This window comes from Acinetobacter sp. WCHAc010052, assembly GCF_002165295.2.
Classification (GTDB): Bacteria; Pseudomonadota; Gammaproteobacteria; order Pseudomonadales; family Moraxellaceae; genus Acinetobacter; species Acinetobacter chinensis.
Window position 1 is genome coordinate 506,144 of the sequence record NZ_CP032143.1, and the last position, 16,774, is coordinate 522,917.

The following is a 16,774-nucleotide window of genomic DNA, read 5'->3' on the forward strand; positions in this document are numbered from 1 at the left end:
ATCACCTGCTTAGCTTTTTACCGAGCTTTCAGTGCTTTTGACATCTGCTTCAATCGTACGGGGATCTTTTAACTGCGCTGATTCAGCGTCATCTTCCTTAATGGATTTTTTAAAATCCTTGACCGCACCACCCACGTCTTTGCCGAGGTTTTTCAGTTTGGAAGTACCAAACAGTAAAATGACCACAATTGCGAAAATCACAACGTGCCAAATTGATAATCCAGCCATGTTTATATCTCCTGTTTTATTGCAACTATCTCAACAGGTCTGTGTGACAGCGATGTGACATCTGTATTGCAGTTTTACGACATTGATTTTTCAGTAGCCATGAACAGGATGTTTCTGACAGCAACCAAAATGACGTGATAGCATAAGTGACCCAATCAAGGACGACCGAATTTGGCTTTGCTATTTCCTTTGGCGGCATTCATCTGTGGGCTTCTGCTTGCATCAGCTGCTGTCGCTACTCAGCTGAAACCGCTGTTGTCCATGCTGCTGGCAAGACTGCTGATTCCTGTTGTGATTATTTACAATATGGTGTTCTACAAAACAGGCAGTGTCATGCTGATTCTGTTTGCCTTCTTTTCCTGTTTTATTCTGTTCATTGTTTATCTGAAACTCTCCAGAGACCGTCTGGCTTCATTATGTTTCAGCTATACCAATATGGCATGGCTTGGATTTCCTGTTGCAATCGCCATTTTTGGTACAGAACACAGTATGGCAATGATTCCTCTGTATATAGGTGTTTCAATTTTTGGTAACTCCTGGGCAGTGACTTCAGTCAGTTCTGAACCGCAGGCGAAGCTGTATCTGTTGAAAAAAATGCTCCAGTCTCCGCCTGTGATTGCCTTGATGATTGCGGGTGTTGTACGTTGTTTTGATGTGCAGCATTTTCAGAATACTCTGCTGGTTGAATGGATTTACACCCTGGCAAAATGGAGTATGAGTTTTGCAGGCATGTGCGTTCTGGGCATGTGGCTGAGAAAAACCAAAGTACACTGGGCGGACATACAGACCAGTGCCAGACTTGCTGTACTGAAAATGCTTTGCGGTCTGATTCTGTGTGGACTGGCTTATTTTTTTCTGCCACTTCCCCAGATCAATACTTATATTGGCGTGATGTTTTTATTGTTCTGTTTACCCCCAGCCGCCAATATTGTGGCATTGGAAACTCATTATCAGGGTACAGGTATTTCAGCCAAATACATCGCTTCGGGGACAATGGTCAGTGTGGTGGTCTGTGTGATTTATGGCGTGGTTGTTCATTTATTATAAAAGATTTAAGTAATAGAAAGTCTTTCTTATCATAGCTTTGAATCCATCCTAACCCTCCTTTGAAAAAGGAGGGGATTCTCATAGGGACTTATTTCTCTAAACTTGCTTTAAATAACTGCATTGCCTGACCACGGTGACTGATTTTATTCTTTTCTTCTTTGCTCATTTCAGCACTTGAGATGTTCAGTTCGGGTAACCAGAATAAAGGATCATAACCAAAGCCATTTTCACCACGTGCCTGCTCCAGAACTTCACCTTGCCAGATACCCTGGAAAATTTGTGGAAGCGGGTCTTCTGCATGTTGTACAAATGCAAGAACACAGACGAACATACCTTGAACTGGATTTCCATCCTGGCGATATGGTTTCAGGTCTGCCAGCAGTTTTGCATTATTGGCAGCATCATCGCCGTGTTCACCTGCATAACGTGCAGAGTAAATGCCTGGTGCGCCACCTAAAACCGGGACACAGATTCCTGAATCATCTGCAATCGCAGGTTTACCTGAAATTTTAGAGGCATGACGTGCTTTGATGATGGCATTTTCAATAAAACTTAAACCATCTTCAATCGCGTCTTCGATATTGAGTTTTCCCTGAGGGATCACTTCAACGGGTAGGGCTAATTCGGCAAACAGTTTTTCAAATTCAGCAATTTTGCCTTTGTTATTACTTGCGAGTACTAATGTTCCCTGGGATAACCAGTCTTGTGCAGACATTTCAATTGCTCTGAGTTTGAATCGTGGAGGGTATTTTAACGGATTCCTGGCATGATTTGAAAAATAGAAATTTTATCCAGGGGAGATTGGTTCATTTTCAGTAAAAAGCCACACCTGTTTTTAACGAGGTATGGCGGATTGAAGCCTGTCTGAATTATCTTATTGAAATATCCGAACCCGTTTTCTTTGGATCAACCAGAATTTTTGCGTGCTGCTCAGGGTCACGCAGTGCAGAAAATGCATTGATCACGCCATCTAAACCCACGATACCTGTAATCAGCGGTGAGCAATCAATTTTGCCTTCTGCAATCATATGTAAAGAGTCACGAAATTCTAAAGGGGTATAGCCAAGAACAAACTGCATTTCGATTTCTTTATTAATCGCAAGTGCAGGCTCAATACGGTCACTTTGCATGCAGACACCTACGCCAATAATTTTGGACAGTAGCGGTGCGCCATCAATGATCTGTTGCAGGATTCCAGGAACGCCCACACATTCAAAAATAACAGGACGTTTTGGCAATGCACCAAGTTTATCTGCGACACGCCATGCATGCCACCACGGCATACCTGTTGCCTGAATTTTATCAAAAAGACCTAAACCATAATTCAGTGCTTCGGCAGCATCGCCTAGTAAACCAAGCTCTTTCCAGTTTTCAAAAGGGGAGTTCTGTGCAGGGTCAATCACTGCATCTGCACCGCAACGTTCAGCCAGTTTACGACGGTTGGCTGAGAAGTCACTGGCGATGATTTTTTTCACGCCTGCTGCTTTTAACATCAAAATAATACCCAGTCCGACTGGACCACAACCGATCACGATAGCAGGTTCACTGGTTTTAATCCGACTGCGTCGAACAGCATGCAAGGCAACTGCCATCGGTTCAGTCATGGCAGCACTGTCTGCATCTAAACCATTAGGCACTTCAAACATCAGGCTGGACTGGACTAAAACCTGTTCCGCATAACCACCCGATGCATTGGGTGACAGCCCCGTAGACTGATAACCCAAATCCTCCAGTTGTAATAAAGGTATGGCACAGACTAGGGTATCTGTTTTGAATTTTTTACGTGTCTTTGGTCCATAATCGACAATTTTTCCGCAGAATTCATGTCCCATGACAAATTTATCTGAATTTCTGGCAAGTCCCTTAAAGCCAACTTTTGCAGCGAGGTTATGCATATGGTCGCAGTTGTGCTGCATGTGTAAGTCACTGCCACAGATTCCGCAGCGGATCACGTCCAGCAGTACCTGACCTTTGGCAGGGAGCAGTTCAGTTAAGTGTTCTATTTTTAATTCGGCATTCTGACAGACAACTGATTTCATTTAATTTCCGTATTTTTATTTGAATATTCAGCTCATCATTACAGTTCCTGCTGTGGAAAAATATGACTGTGATCGACTTTATATACTTTAAAAAGGTAAATACGGAATTTAATTGATTTTGATTTTTCAGGCAGATTAAACGTGGGCTCGATAAGTTATTTTAATCATTCAGGAAAATAAGATTTATTTATCCTTCGCAGAACCCGTTGAACTTCAAAGCATATCAAAATGATTTTAAAGCATTCACCTGTAGATTCAATTCTGCCTCAAACAACTGCAAAGGATGATTCCGTGTATTGAATAGTGGTGAAAATGAAGATCAGATTCAGGTTGGATTGATGATGGCACTGTGGATGTGTTCAGGCTGTGGCATGGATTCTGTGATGGGTTCTGCCAGGATTAAAAAAAGCACCCGAAGGTGCTTTTATATTTTGAATATCTTATTTACTGTGCCTGAATCCATTGGTCTGCACGGTCACGCGCAGTACGGATCTGATCTGGTGTCAGGTTGGCAGCCAGAGCGGTTTTTTTCGCTTCAGACATGTTGATGACTTTATTGTCCAGCATACCGTCACGTGTGGACAGTTCATACCACTGGTAAGCACCCATGTAGTTTTTCTTCTGCTCATCCATCATGGCAAGGTTAAAGCTGGCGCGGTTATCACCATGACTGGCCGCTTTTTCAAAATATTTACGGGCAAGCGCTTCGTCTTTTCGGGTTCCGATACCATCAGCAAGCATACGGCCAACATTCAGCTGAGCAGGAGACAGTCCCTGATCGGCAGCTGCTTTATACCAGGCAAATGCCTGATGGTCATCTTTCTGTACATCTTTACCATGCTGATATTTGGTTGCCAGGTAAAACTGTGCGCCAGGCTGACCTGCTTTCGCAGCTTTGCTCAGGCTGTTAATGTCCATTACAGAATACTGTGCTGCCTGACTTGAAACAGATGGGGCAGGAGCTACATAGTCTGCATGAGTCTGAATGCTGAACAGTCCAACAACCAGTGTGCTGAATAATATTTTTTTCATAGAGCGCTCACTCGATAAATTGCGACTTCACCAAACAGATTCGGGAGATGTTTACTGAGTAAACTACCTTGCTGGTCCCCATTTACGGCGAGTCGGTTAATAATCCGGATGTTATTTTCAGCACATAAAGCTTCAAAGTCACGGAAAGTACATAAATGAATATTAGGCGTGTTGTACCACATATAGGGTAGGGCTTCTGAAACAGGCATTTTTCCTTTCAGTGCCAGGAAAGAACGGGTCTTCCAGTGTGCAAAGTTTGGAAAAGTAATAATTGCCTGTTTCCCCACGCGCACCATGTCACGTAATAAAACGTCTGGTGCATCTACGGCTTGCAAAGCCTGTGCCATGACAACATAGTCAAAAGACTGGTCGGCAAAACGACTCAAACCGAGGTTTAAGTCCTGCTGTATAATATTTAACCCTCTACTGACCGCAATTGCAATCTTTTCCTGGTCAATTTCCAGACCATAGGCACGGATATTGTGTTTTTTGCTCATATGCGCCAGCAGTTCACCATCACCACAACCGAGGTCAAGCACCTTGGAATCGGGTTTAATCCATGTCTCTGCAAGCTGATGATCAATACGCATTATACTGTCTCCCGTGGTGTTGCATTCAGGTGTTCAACCCCACCTAAAAAGGCACGTAAGGATTTGACATATAAGGGAATAGGGAACAGGAAGGAGTCATGTCCCTGTTCTGCATCAATGTCCAGATAACTGACCGGTTTATGGTTACTGATCAGGGCATCCACAATCTCCTGAGAGCGCTGTGGAGAGAAGCGCCAGTCAGTGGTAAACGAGATCACCATAAACTGACATTTTGTGTTTGCCATCGCTTTTTTCAATGACTGCTCATACTCACGGGATGGATCAAAGTAGTCCAGTGCCTTGGTCATGATCAGATAAGTGTTGGCATCGAAATTACGGCTGAACTGTTCACCCTGATAACGCAGATAGCTTTCCACCTGGAATTCCACATCAAAGCCGTACATAAACTTGCCGGACTTCAGATCGCGTCCAAATTTCTGTTTCATGGCTTCTTCAGACAGATAGGTGATATGTCCAACCATGCGTGCCAGAATTAAACCACGTTTCGGATAGCTGTCATGCTCCAGGTATCGACCATTATGAAAGTCAGGGTCGGATAAGATGGACTGACGTGCAACCTCGTTAAAGGCGATATTCTGAGCAGAAAGTTTAGGTGCACTGGCAATGATGACGCATTTCTGTAAGCGGTCTGGGTAATCCACAGACCATTGCAGCGCCTGCATGCCACCAAGAGAACCACCAATTACAGCATACCAGGTATCTATACCCATACGGTCAGAGAGCATCGCCTGAGTTTTGACCCAGTCACGGACAGTGACCAGTGGGAAATCCGGTCCATAAGGACGGTTTTCATTTTCAGGGTTCGGCGAAGTGGGTCCTGTAGAACCACTGCATCCACCAATATTGTTTAAGGCAACGACAAAGAACTTTGAAGTGTCAATGGCTTTTCCTGGACCTATACAGGCATCCCACCATCCTGGTTTTTTGTCATCTTCATGATGATAACCGGCAGCATGGTGATGTCCTGACAGTGCATGACAGATTAAAACCGCATTCGATCGGTCTGCATTGAGCTCACCATAAGTTTCGACCATAATTTCAAAACGTGGAAGGATTCGGCCGCATTCAAGCTCTAATGGCTCTTCAAACTGAAACTTTTCTGGGGTGACAACACCCACTGAGTCAACTGGTAAAGACACAGGAATAATTCGCCTTAAATTCTTTAGAGTGAAGAAATAAAAGAAAGGATACCATCTGGGGTATCCTTTCTAAAGTCTTTTATTTTCTAAGCAGTGCTTAAACAGCAGCAGCAATAACCTGGTCAGTACTTAACACACCCTGTTCAATCAGGCGGTTGGTTGCTGCAATAATCGCTTCAATGGATGAAGTGACAATATTGTCATGTACGCCTGCGCCAAATGCAGATTTACCTGTACCCTGAACCTGAAGTTCAATCAATGCCAGTGCTTTGGCATGTGCACCAGAGCTGATACCGCGTTCTTCATAATTCAGAACATCAATCGGCAACTGAAGAGCATTCAGAATTGCAGAAATCGGACCGTTGCCTTCACCACGTAAATGCTGAGTTTCACCATTTACAACCACATCAAGCTCAATCACCTGATTGCCGTTTTCATCTGACAGACGATAGTTCTTCGCTGAGTAATGGGCATCTTTCGCTGCAACATAAGTGTCTTTGAACAATGTCCAGATCTGTTGAGCTGTGACTTCCACACCTTCATCATCAGCAACCTGCTGAACCACCTGAGAGAATTCAACCTGTAAACGACGAGGTAACACCACGTTGTAGTTGGATTCTAACAAGTATGCGATACCACCTTTACCGGATTGTGAGTTAACACGGATCACCGCATCATAGTCACGACCTAAATCACGTGGGTCAATTGGCAAGTAAGGCATATCCCACATTTCTTCGTTCTTCTGGAACTCGAAACCTTTTTTGATTGCATCCTGGTGTGAACCTGAGAATGCTGTGAAGACCAGATCACCTGCATACGGATGACGTGGGTGTACAGGTAAGCCTGTGCATTCTTCTACAGTTGCAATGATTTCGTTGATATTTGAGAAATCCAGTTCACATGGCACGCCCTGGGTGTACATGTTCAATGCAATCGCAGCAACATCGACGTTACCTGTACGTTCACCATTACCAAACACACAGCCTTCAACACGGTCAGCACCTGCCATGATTGCTAATTCAGATGCAGCGATCCCACAGCCACGGTCGTTATGACAGTGAACTGAAATGATTACACCATCACGACGCTGTAAGTTACGGTGCATCCATTCAATCTGGTCTGCATAAACGTGAGGACCAGAAACTTCAACCGTTGCAGGTAAGTTCAAGATCACTTTATTTTCAGGAGATGCTTCCCAGATTTCAGTTACAGCATCACAGACGTCTTTAGCAACTTCTAACTCAGTTGCAGTAAAGCATTCAGGGCTGTACTGGAAAATAAAATCTGTTTCAGGCTGTTTTGCTGCATATTCTTTGACTTTGGTTGCAGCATTGATTGCCAGTTGTTTTGCACCTGCAACATCAACATTCAACACTTTCTGACGGAAAGTTGGAGAGTTTGAGTTGTAAATATGCACAATCGCGCGTTTTGCACCCTGTAAAGATTCAAAAGTACGTGCAATCAAATGATCACGTGCCTGTACTAAAACTTCGATATAAACATCTTCAGGAATATGACCTTCTTCAATCAGTTTACGTGTGAAATCAAAGTCCACCTGAGACGCTGAAGGGAAGCCAATTTCAATATGTTTGAAACCGATTTTCACCAGCATCTGAAACATTTTGAACTTCTGTTCAATGTTCATCGGTTCGAAAATCGCCTGGTTACCATCACGAAGATCCGTGCTCATCCAGATTGGCGCTTTATTGATTTCGTTGTCAGGCCATTGACGGTCAGGCAAGTCTACACGCTGGTACATGCGACGGTATTTTTTACTTGGATCAGCCAACATCATGAGGTAACTCCTTGTGTAGATGACGTTGCTCGTGTCTTGGATAAAGGCAACGCTCTACTGTATAGATTGTGTCTATTTGACCCATTTACAAGTAAGTTCTGATGAAATTTTACTTTAATTTGCATCAACTTATGTGCAGTTTGAGCAGCATAAGCCCGAAGTCTTAAAACGTGTACAGGGTCTGACTTTAGATTAATTCTAAAACACTCTCTGCGGGAATAATTTCCTTAATTTGCATCATTCAGAACATTCTGGAAAATTATTTCCTTAAAAAGGCTTATTTGTGAGAAATATATTCTGAATTAATCTCAGCTACGGTAGCTGTTCCCATTAATGCCATGGTAATTTCAAATTCTTCTTTTAAAATCTTCAGGACATGTGCAACGCCTAAAGCACCTGCAACGGCTAAACCATACATGGCAGGGCGACCGATCAGTACCGCAGATGCACCCATTGCCAGGGCTTTGAATACATCTGTACCCCGACGGATACCACCATCGAGTAATAAAGGAAAATCTTCAGGCACAACCGCTTTTATATTCTGTAATGCAGTCAGGGGTGAAATGGAGGTATCCAGAACACGTCCGCCGTGATTGGAAATAATCAGACCTTTGACACCCAGTTTGACTGCTTTTTTTGCATCAAGAGGATGGAGAATTCCTTTTAATATGACAGGCAGTCTAGTCTGAGAAATAATATATTCAATGTCAGCCCATTTAGGTGCAATCTGCATCAGACCATCAAAAACAGGGTGCTGAAGTTCCGTAATTTCAGGAAGGGGAATATGTGCAGGAGTATGCGGATGTTGCATACCTTCAGGCAGTTCAAAGAATGCCTGGCGCTCACGGTCACGGATGCCTTTATGTGGTGCATCCACCGTAATCACAATCGCTTTGAAGTCATGCTGTTCAGCAAGTTTCAGTAACGCCAGTGACTTCTCTCTGTTTCCCTGCCAGTACAGCTGAAACCATTTATTGGGATTTTCTTTTTTCAGCTGATGCAGGTCGGTATTGGTAAATGTACTTAATACATAATTACTGCCCATGACTTCAGCTGCCAGTGCAGATGCAGCTTCACCATCCGGATGAAACAGCTGCTGATGTCCAATGGGAGCCAGAAAAACCGGGTGAGGGAATTTCTGCCCAAGTATTTCGATCTCGGTTGAACCACCGCTTAAATCATTCAGCAGACGTGGAACAAGTCGAATCTGGCTGAACTGATTCAGGTTATCCTGAATGCTTTGTTCATCCATTGCGCCACCATTTAAATAATGCCAGCTTGCTTCAGGTAAATGTTTAACCGCCTGTTTTTCATAATCGTTCAGCGTCTGTAAATAGGGCGGAATTTGTGTCAATGGGGCTAAAATTGCGTTGCTCATATTTACCTGACCGATGGCTGAATATTTTTTGGATTTAAATTTTTGCTATTGATAATCGTTGAGCTGTTTTACAGTTCAGCCCATTTACGGATTAAGTTGTGGTACAGACTGGTCAGTTTAACCACCTCAGTATGTGCATCCCCCAGTTCTGTTCTTAAATTCTGAATGGTCTGATCCAGGTTAAACAGCATATGCCGCGTTGCATCGTCACGGATCATGCTCTGTATCCAGAAAAATGAGGCTGTGCGACAACCTTTGGTCACAGGTGTAACTTCATGCACGCTGGTTGATGGGTAGAGGATCATATCTCCCGCAGGAAGTTTGACTTCGTGGTATCCATAAGTGTCTTCGACAACCAGATCGCCACCTTCGTATTCTTCAGGTTCACTCAAAAATATGGTGCAGGATAGGTCAGTACGGATACGATGTTGCGTCCCACGTATATTTCGGATGGCATTATCGACATGAAATCCAAAAGTTTCATGATTTTCATAACGGTTGAAATAAGGCGGTAAAATATCCAGAGGTAGGGCAGCGGATAAAAACAGTGGGTTTTTGCCCAGTGCTTCCAGAATAATATTGCCCAGTTGCTGTGTCAGTGGATGATTTTCAGGAAGCTGCTGATTACGTTTTACACTGGCTGAAAGAGAGCCGGTAGACTGCTGTCCATCAACCCATTCAGCATTTTGCATGGCATCGCGGAAATATTGAACCTGTTCTTTGCTTAGCACATCTGGTATGTGGTGGATCATTGCAGCACCTTAAACTCGATGAGTTGGGAATATATTGTTTTATAGAAAAATAGCCTCTATGAATAGAGGCTATTATATAACAGTTGAGCTTAATCCATATTTTTATTATGGATTAATTTTAAACTCAGTACTTAAAGTTTACAGACAGTACAGCACTGCGGCCTTCAGCTTCAGTTGCATAGTGTGATGCATATGCTTTAGTGAAATAACGTTTGTCAGAAAGGTTGTTTACGTTCAGCTGTAAATCAACGTTTTTGTTTACGTTATAACGAGCCATTGCATCGTAACGTACATAGCCTGGAACCCATTTAGTATTTGCAGCATCACCATAGACTTTATCCATCGCAATTGCACCTACACCTAAATTTAACTGTGGCAGAACCTGGTAAGTTGTCCACAGAGTTGCTGAATTTTTAGCAACGTTCTGAACCTGGTTGCCATTATTAGGACTGATTTCATAGACTGGTGGTTTACCTGAAGCCGCAGTATTTACAAAACCAGCATCTACAATTTCACTGTCCAGATAAGTATAACCCGCTGCAACAGCCCACTTGTCAGTGATGTTACCGTTTGCACCTAACTCGATACCATCTACACGTGTTTCACCAATATTACGTGTAAAGCCATCTGCATCAGTTGCACGTGTATTTTCTTTTTCGGTACGGAAAATAGCCGCAGTTAAGTTCAACTTATCGCCAAGAACATCCCATTTAGTTCCCAGCTCGTAAGTTTTAACTTCTTCAGGCTTTAAGTTGTTTATAGCACGTGCCTGTTCATCGTTATTATTACGACCTGGAACGCTGATACCTTCTGAACCATCACCTGCATCCACACCAACAGGGTTTGCAGAAGTTGCATAGCTTAAGTATACAGAACCATTTTCAACTGGTTTAAAGGTTACACCTGCCTGATAGTTAAAGAAATCAGTGCTTGATTCGTAAGCAGTTCCTGCTTTGATTGAGCCTGAATCTTTATTGTATTTGATATCAGTATCAAATTTATCCCAGCGAACGCCAAGATCAAGAATCCACTGAGGTGTAATAGTAATACTGTCTAAGAAATAAATGGATTGTGTTTCAGATGTATTGGTTGAAACAGCTTTATTTGCAGTAAATGTACCTAACCACGGGTCGTTGGAGTTTGGATTTGTTGCAGATGTACACCAGTAGTCAGAAGATACCGACGTAGTATTTTGACAGTTGGGATTTTTTACACTGGATAAATAACCACCTGAACCAGTACCTGACCAACTATTGGAAGCATCAGCATTGCTTGCCCAGTTATGGTTACCAACATCTGCTTCCTGTTTGGAATATTCGGCACCAGTATTGATGCTGTGTTTAATTTCACCAGTATTGAATTTACCAGTCAATGCAAGTTGATCTGTAAATGCATTAGTATCTGAAATACGGGAATTTAAACGACGCCATACCTGACCATTCTGAATATTGGTTTTCGAGTCATCAGGTTGAGACCATGCGTAATTATTTTTAGTATTACTGTACATTGCAGTATTACTGATTGTGAAATTATCAGTAAGGTCATGCTCAAGTTTTAACGTACCACTTTGGTTTTCCTGACGCTGGAAGTCACGATCTTTCCATCCGTAGTAAATACCTTGTTTTGCTTCAAATGGTTTGCCTGTGGATGTTTTTGTTGCAGCATCCCAATAAGGTACACCTGAATCCGGTGTGTCGTCAGTTTTCAGGTAATAGTAAGCTAAAGTTGCACGAGTTGCAGTGTCTAAACCAAAAGTAATACTTGGTGCAATACCTGCACGTTTGTATTCTGCACCGTTATCCTGACCTGCTTTTTCGTTATGGTGTCCCATCACTGCTACACGGGCAGCAATACCATTACCAAAGTCTTTATTTGCATCTAAAGTAATACGCTGGTAGTTGTCTGTACCGCCTGCTACAGAACCTTCTAAGAAGTCGCCTTTTTTAGCCACTTTAGAAATCATGTTGATACTACCACCAGAAGTACCAGCACCACCCATTGCAGATGCAGAACCTTTGGTGACTTCAACCTGTTCAATTGCAAACATTTCACGGTTCTGTGAAGTAGCGTTACGGATACCATCTACATACATTGAACTTTCAGAGCTGTAGCCACGGATAAATGGACGGTCACCGTTTGGGTTACCACCTTCACCAGCACCTAAAGTAATACCTGGAACTGTACGCAGTGCGTCGCTAAGGGTTGTCACCTGAGTGTCTTCAATTAGCTGTTTAGAGATAACAGAAACAGATTTAGGTGTATCCAGTAAAGGTGCTACGAATTTGGAGTTTGCAGATGTATCGACTTTCAAACCCTGTTCAGCAGTTGCTTTAGTACGGATCGTTTCAAGTTGCTGAGCCTGTGTTACGCCATCCTGAGCGATTGCAGCTGTAGCCATGACAGACAAGGAAGAAGCGATTGCTGTAGAAACAATCTTTTTACGTGTTTTAATGAAAGACATATGCATCCCAAACGAGACTGTTAATTTGTATGCGAATAATAATAATTCTTATTTAATTTTTACATCACTGTTTGATTGCAAATGGCGATAAATAATCACAATATGATAGTAGTATTTAATGTAATGATATAACAAAAAACACTTAATGTTATGTTTTTGTTAAATATTGATAAAATGGTTGGATTTTTAAATTTTTATTGAGAATACTGATTTTTAGTCTGTGCTTTTATTATTCTGTATAGATATACAGAGAAAATATGGATAAAAAAGCAGCATAAATGTATTTTATGCTGCTTTTTCTTATATTTTCAGTTTTAGAAACGATAAGTGCCTTTCACAGCAAATGAGCGACCTGGGGCAATTGTTGAAAATACACCAACATGTGAAGCATCATAAATACGCTCATTTGTAATGTTGTTGATATTAAACTGTAAGCCAAATTCAGGGATCACCTGATACTGAGCAAATGCATCATAGCGGATATGGTCTGGTAAATAATAGGTATTCACGTCATCGACAAAGCGTTTGCCGACATAAGTTGCACCACCACCGAATTTGAACTTGTCTGTTAAGGCATAGGTTGTCCACAGATTTGCACTATGATTGGCAATAAATTTCATTTGCTTGCCTTTCATATTTTCAGCTTTAGCGCCACTTTTATAGTCTAAAATTTCAGGGTCTAAATAGACATAGCCTGCGCTTAAGTTCCATGCAGGTGTAATCTGACCTGTTGAACTTAACTCTACGCCACGCACGCGGTTATCGCCATCATTTGAAAGTATGCCTTCAGCATCATAACTGCGGGCATCTGTTTTCTTTGTTTCAAAAATAGCGGCATTCAGCGCTAAATCGCCATCAAAGAGTTCCCATTTTGTTCCAATTTCAATGCTTTTTGATTTTTCAGGATCCAGATCATTCAGTGCTGCACCGCTTGCTGCTCCGTCTGCACCACCAGCCTGACCGAGGTTATCCCCGGTTGGATTCATCGAAGTTGCATAATTTGCATAAATACGACCATTTTCAGTCAGTTTATAAACAATGCCTGCCTGGTAGTTAAACATGTTTTCGGAAACTGAGTCAGAAGAACTTGCTGATTTATAATCGTCAAAACGTAGACCTAAATTAACATCCAGTTTTGGTAAAAGAGAAATGGTGTCAAAGACATAAATTCCTTTTGCTTCGATTTCCCCTTCGTTTGTCCATACGCCCCACGGTATGTGGAAGCCAGAGTAATTTTTCTGTGTCGGATTATAGAAATCAACTGTTTCAGATCCTGCACCAACAGCAGCGCCTGAACGTGTACCGATACGTTCCTTGCTGTAATCAATACCAGCAATCAGGTCATGGGCTATGGAACCTGTTTTAAACTGAGCCTGTAAATCAGCCTGAGCTGCATTGACATGGCTTGTACGGTACGACTGACGGTTTGCTCGGTTATATGTCAGACCAGGACCCTCTGTCTGGCATGCCGTTCCACTGCTTGCTACACAGCCAAAGCTTAGACGGGTAAAGAAATATTCCTGTATGGTCTGCAGATCCTGCGCTGCAATACGTAATTTCAGTGCATCGTTGAAATCATGTTCAAAATTCAGGCTGAAAATTTCGGAAGTGTAGTTGCGGTAATCAATGTCCGGGCGGCCAAAATTGGTTTCAAATGGCATGCTTTCAATCGGTGTTTTTCTGTCTGGATTTGATGCATTACTGAATGGAATGCCCATATCAGGTGTGTCATTGAATTCCAGTCGGCTATAACCGGCAGTCAGACGGGTAGGGCCATTCATACCAAACGTAATGGACGGTGCAACACCCCAGCGGTCAGTTTCAACATTATCACGACGGGCAACTTCACCCTGATCCAGCATGGCGTTCAGACGGACTGCAATATTGTCGTTAATGGCAACATTATTATCAGTGGTAAAGCGGTATTTCGCATGACCTTTGCCGGAGTTCTGATATTCTGAAGTTACTTCAGATTCTGTTTTGTTTTTTGGCTTTTTAGTAACTAAATTAATTGTTCCACCGGTTGAACCACGACCTGAATATACAGAACCGGGTCCTTTGCTCACTTCAACAGCTTCCAGGTTGAAACTTTCATGAGAACCACGTGCATAGTCACGCATACCATCAATCAGAATATCTGTACTGGCTTCATAACCACGGATGAAAGGGCGGTCGCCCATAGGTGTACCACCTTCGCCTGAGCCTAAAGTGATCCCTGGCGTTGTTCTGAGAATATCCTGTAAAGAAGTTGCCGCACGTTCATCTATTTCTTTTTTTGAAATGATATTGACTGTACGGGCGGTATCCAGCAGTGGTGCTGTCATTTTTGCATTCTGGGATTCTTTCACATAATAGCTTTCCTGTTGCTCGGCAACAAAGGTAATTTTATCTAGCTGTTCTACCTTTTGTACTTTTGTATCACCGTCTGCGAAGACCCAAGGTGATGATAGGCTTATGATTGAAGCAGCAGCCAGCTGAGTGCGCTTCTTATGATTTCTGATATATCCCATGTTTAAACGATTCCGCTAAATAAAAAAATAAAAAACAATAAGTTAGGTTTTTGCATGCTAATAATAATGAGAAACTTTATCATTTGCAATAGCGGGTTGGGAAATAATCAGATTTAATTGCAGTTTATTGATTTTACTTAGACTGTAAGTTCAGCGTTCAACATGAAATTTATAGTGTTATAATGCTATTTTGTATATTTTTAAATGTTGTCATATAATGTGGCACTTTCAAAAATGCCACTACTATTTCTAATATCGAGGAAGCCATGCAAGTAACTTCTGAAGCGGTTTCGGGCGTTGCCCGTCGTTTAAATGTATCTGTACCGACGAGCCGTGTGAACGAGCAGTTTGAAGCTCGTTTGAAACGTACTGCCAAAACTGTAAAGATTAACGGCTTCCGTCCAGGTAAAGTGCCTTTGGATGTTGTGCGTCGCGAATATGGCGCAGGCATTTATCAGGAAGTTGTAAACGACGTGATTCGTGACACAGTGTTTGAAGCGATCCAGCAGGAAAAAATCAATGCTGTAGGCATGCCTAACATTGAAAAAGTTGAAAACAAAGACGACGCACTTGTTTATGAAGCAACTGTTGAAGTTTATCCAGAAGTTGAAGTAAAAGCATTTGATGCGCTTGAAGTTGAACGTAAATCAACTGAAGTAAACGACAAAGACGTTGATCAGATGATTGAAAACCTTCAGAAACAGCGCGCTGAATGGGCTGAAACAAAAGGCATGGCTAAAAAAGACATGCAGGTAACTTTTGATTTTGAAGGTTCAATTGACGGCGAAAAATTTGAAGGCGGTTCTTCAGAAAACTTCAAGCTTGTTCTTGGTTCAGGTCGTATGATTCCTGGCTTTGAAGATGGCATTGTTGGCATGAAGAAAGGCGAAGAGAAAGTAATTGATGTTACTTTCCCAGAAGACTATCAGGCTGCTAACCTGGCAGGCAAAACTGCTCAGTTTAAAATCAATGTTAAACTGGTTGAAAAACAGAAGCTTCCTGAAATTGATGCTGAATTCCTGAAAATCTTTGGTTTGACTGAAGAAGAAGGCGTTGAAAAATTAAAAGCTGACGTTCGTAAAAACATGGAACGTGAAGTTAAAAACGGTTTACGTAACCAGGTGAAAGGCGCTGCTTTTGATGCACTTGTTGCAGCAAACGACATTGAAATCCCTGCTTCCATGATGGCTCAGGAAATTGACCGTCAGCGTCAGCAGATGATTCAGCAGTTCACACAGCAGTTTGGTGCTCAGGGCGCTAAAGCATTTGACAGCAGCATGCTGCCGGATGAGCTGTTCAAAGAACAGGCTGAAAAATCAGTGAAACTGGGCGTACTGGTAAGTAAAGTACTGGCTGATGCTAAACTTGAAGTGGACGCAGCTCGTGTTGAAGCTTATATCGAAGACATGGCTTCTTCTTATGAAGATCCATCTGAAGTGATCGAATACTTCAAAAATGATAAACAGCAGCGCTCACAGATCGAAGCAGTTGTTCTTGAAGATCAGGTTGTAGATTACATCCTTGCTTCTGCAAAAGTGACTGACAAAGCTGTAAGCTATGAAGAGCTTCTGAAAGAGCAACAGGCTCGTCAGCAAGGCTGATCACTGCTTGAGTGAAAAAAGGCGCGTAAAGCGCCTTTTTTTCTGCGTATCCATGAGCAGAGGATGTCCTGAATTCACAAAGTATATCCAAAAAAATTCTGTTATTTAATTGTGAATATTTTGCAATTTCAGCAATTATCCCTCATATTGTGGCTATGGGTTGTGTAACAAGAATTCAGGA

The 16,774-nt window shown here is 42.3% G+C and carries 13 protein-coding genes; 2 read left to right on the top strand and 11 right to left on the bottom strand.

Features of this window, described 5'->3' with window-relative positions:
- Positions 1-9 precede the first annotated feature (9 nt).
- Positions 10-228: a Sec-independent protein translocase subunit TatA gene (locus CDG61_RS02850; RefSeq protein WP_087549973.1), complete on the bottom strand. Its 219-nt coding sequence runs from the start codon at positions 226-228 to the stop codon at positions 10-12.
- A gap of 171 nt (positions 229-399) precedes the next feature.
- On the opposite strand from CDG61_RS02850, the gene CDG61_RS02855 reads away from it, so the two are divergent.
- Positions 400-1,275, top strand: coding sequence for a permease (locus CDG61_RS02855; protein WP_087549974.1), 876 nt, complete (start codon positions 400-402; stop codon positions 1,273-1,275).
- Positions 1,276-1,363: 88 nt separating this feature from the next.
- Here CDG61_RS02855 and rdgB read toward each other — a convergent pair whose 3' ends face one another.
- From rdgB to CDG61_RS02905, 10 genes are all read right to left on the bottom strand, one after another.
- Positions 1,364-1,990 carry an RdgB/HAM1 family non-canonical purine NTP pyrophosphatase gene (gene rdgB / locus CDG61_RS02860; protein WP_087549975.1) on the bottom strand — a complete coding sequence of 209 codons (627 nt, stop codon included), beginning with the start codon at positions 1,988-1,990 and terminating at the stop codon, positions 1,364-1,366.
- Positions 1,991-2,144: 154 nt separating this feature from the next.
- Entirely contained in the window at positions 2,145-3,314 is a 1,170-nt protein-coding gene (locus tag CDG61_RS02865; RefSeq protein WP_087549976.1) for a zinc-binding dehydrogenase, read from the bottom strand.
- A 444-nt stretch (positions 3,315-3,758) separates the two neighbouring features.
- Complete coding sequence (locus CDG61_RS02870; RefSeq protein WP_087512767.1) at positions 3,759-4,346, bottom strand: tetratricopeptide repeat protein; 588 nt, start codon at positions 4,344-4,346, stop codon at positions 3,759-3,761.
- Positions 4,343-4,936 (bottom strand): methionine biosynthesis protein MetW, encoded by a 594-nt coding sequence (gene metW, locus CDG61_RS02875; protein WP_087512766.1) that lies wholly within the window; start codon positions 4,934-4,936, stop codon positions 4,343-4,345. The genes CDG61_RS02870 and metW overlap by 4 nt, the downstream gene beginning before the upstream one ends.
- Positions 4,936-6,096 carry a homoserine O-succinyltransferase MetX gene (gene metX, locus CDG61_RS02880; RefSeq protein ID WP_087549977.1) on the bottom strand — a complete coding sequence of 387 codons (1,161 nt, stop codon included), beginning with the start codon at positions 6,094-6,096 and terminating at the stop codon, positions 4,936-4,938. The genes metW and metX overlap by 1 nt, the downstream gene beginning before the upstream one ends.
- 97 nt (positions 6,097-6,193) lie before the next feature.
- Positions 6,194-7,891 carry a 2-isopropylmalate synthase gene (gene leuA, locus CDG61_RS02885; protein ID WP_087512764.1) on the bottom strand — a complete coding sequence of 566 codons (1,698 nt, stop codon included), beginning with the start codon at positions 7,889-7,891 and terminating at the stop codon, positions 6,194-6,196.
- Between the two features lie 277 nt (positions 7,892-8,168).
- Entirely contained in the window at positions 8,169-9,269 is a 1,101-nt protein-coding gene (locus CDG61_RS02890; RefSeq protein ID WP_087549978.1) for an alpha-hydroxy acid oxidase, read from the bottom strand.
- Between the two features lie 68 nt (positions 9,270-9,337).
- A complete protein-coding gene (locus tag CDG61_RS02895) occupies positions 9,338-10,021 on the bottom strand; it encodes a Fe2+-dependent dioxygenase (protein WP_087512762.1) in 684 nt (227 codons plus the stop codon).
- A 124-nt stretch (positions 10,022-10,145) separates the two neighbouring features.
- The gene (locus CDG61_RS02900) at positions 10,146-12,482 is read right to left on the bottom strand and encodes a TonB-dependent receptor (protein ID WP_087550027.1); all 2,337 of its coding nucleotides are present in this window, start codon (positions 12,480-12,482) and stop codon (positions 10,146-10,148) included.
- A gap of 314 nt (positions 12,483-12,796) precedes the next feature.
- Positions 12,797-14,830, bottom strand: a complete 2,034-nt coding sequence (locus tag CDG61_RS02905; protein ID WP_228199605.1) for a TonB-dependent receptor — start codon at positions 14,828-14,830, stop codon at positions 12,797-12,799.
- 428 nt (positions 14,831-15,258) lie between these two features.
- Here CDG61_RS02905 and tig point away from each other — a divergent pair, with 428 nt between their 5' ends.
- Entirely contained in the window at positions 15,259-16,593 is a 1,335-nt protein-coding gene (gene tig / locus CDG61_RS02910) for a trigger factor (protein WP_087549980.1), read from the top strand.
- Positions 16,594-16,774 lie beyond the last annotated feature (181 nt).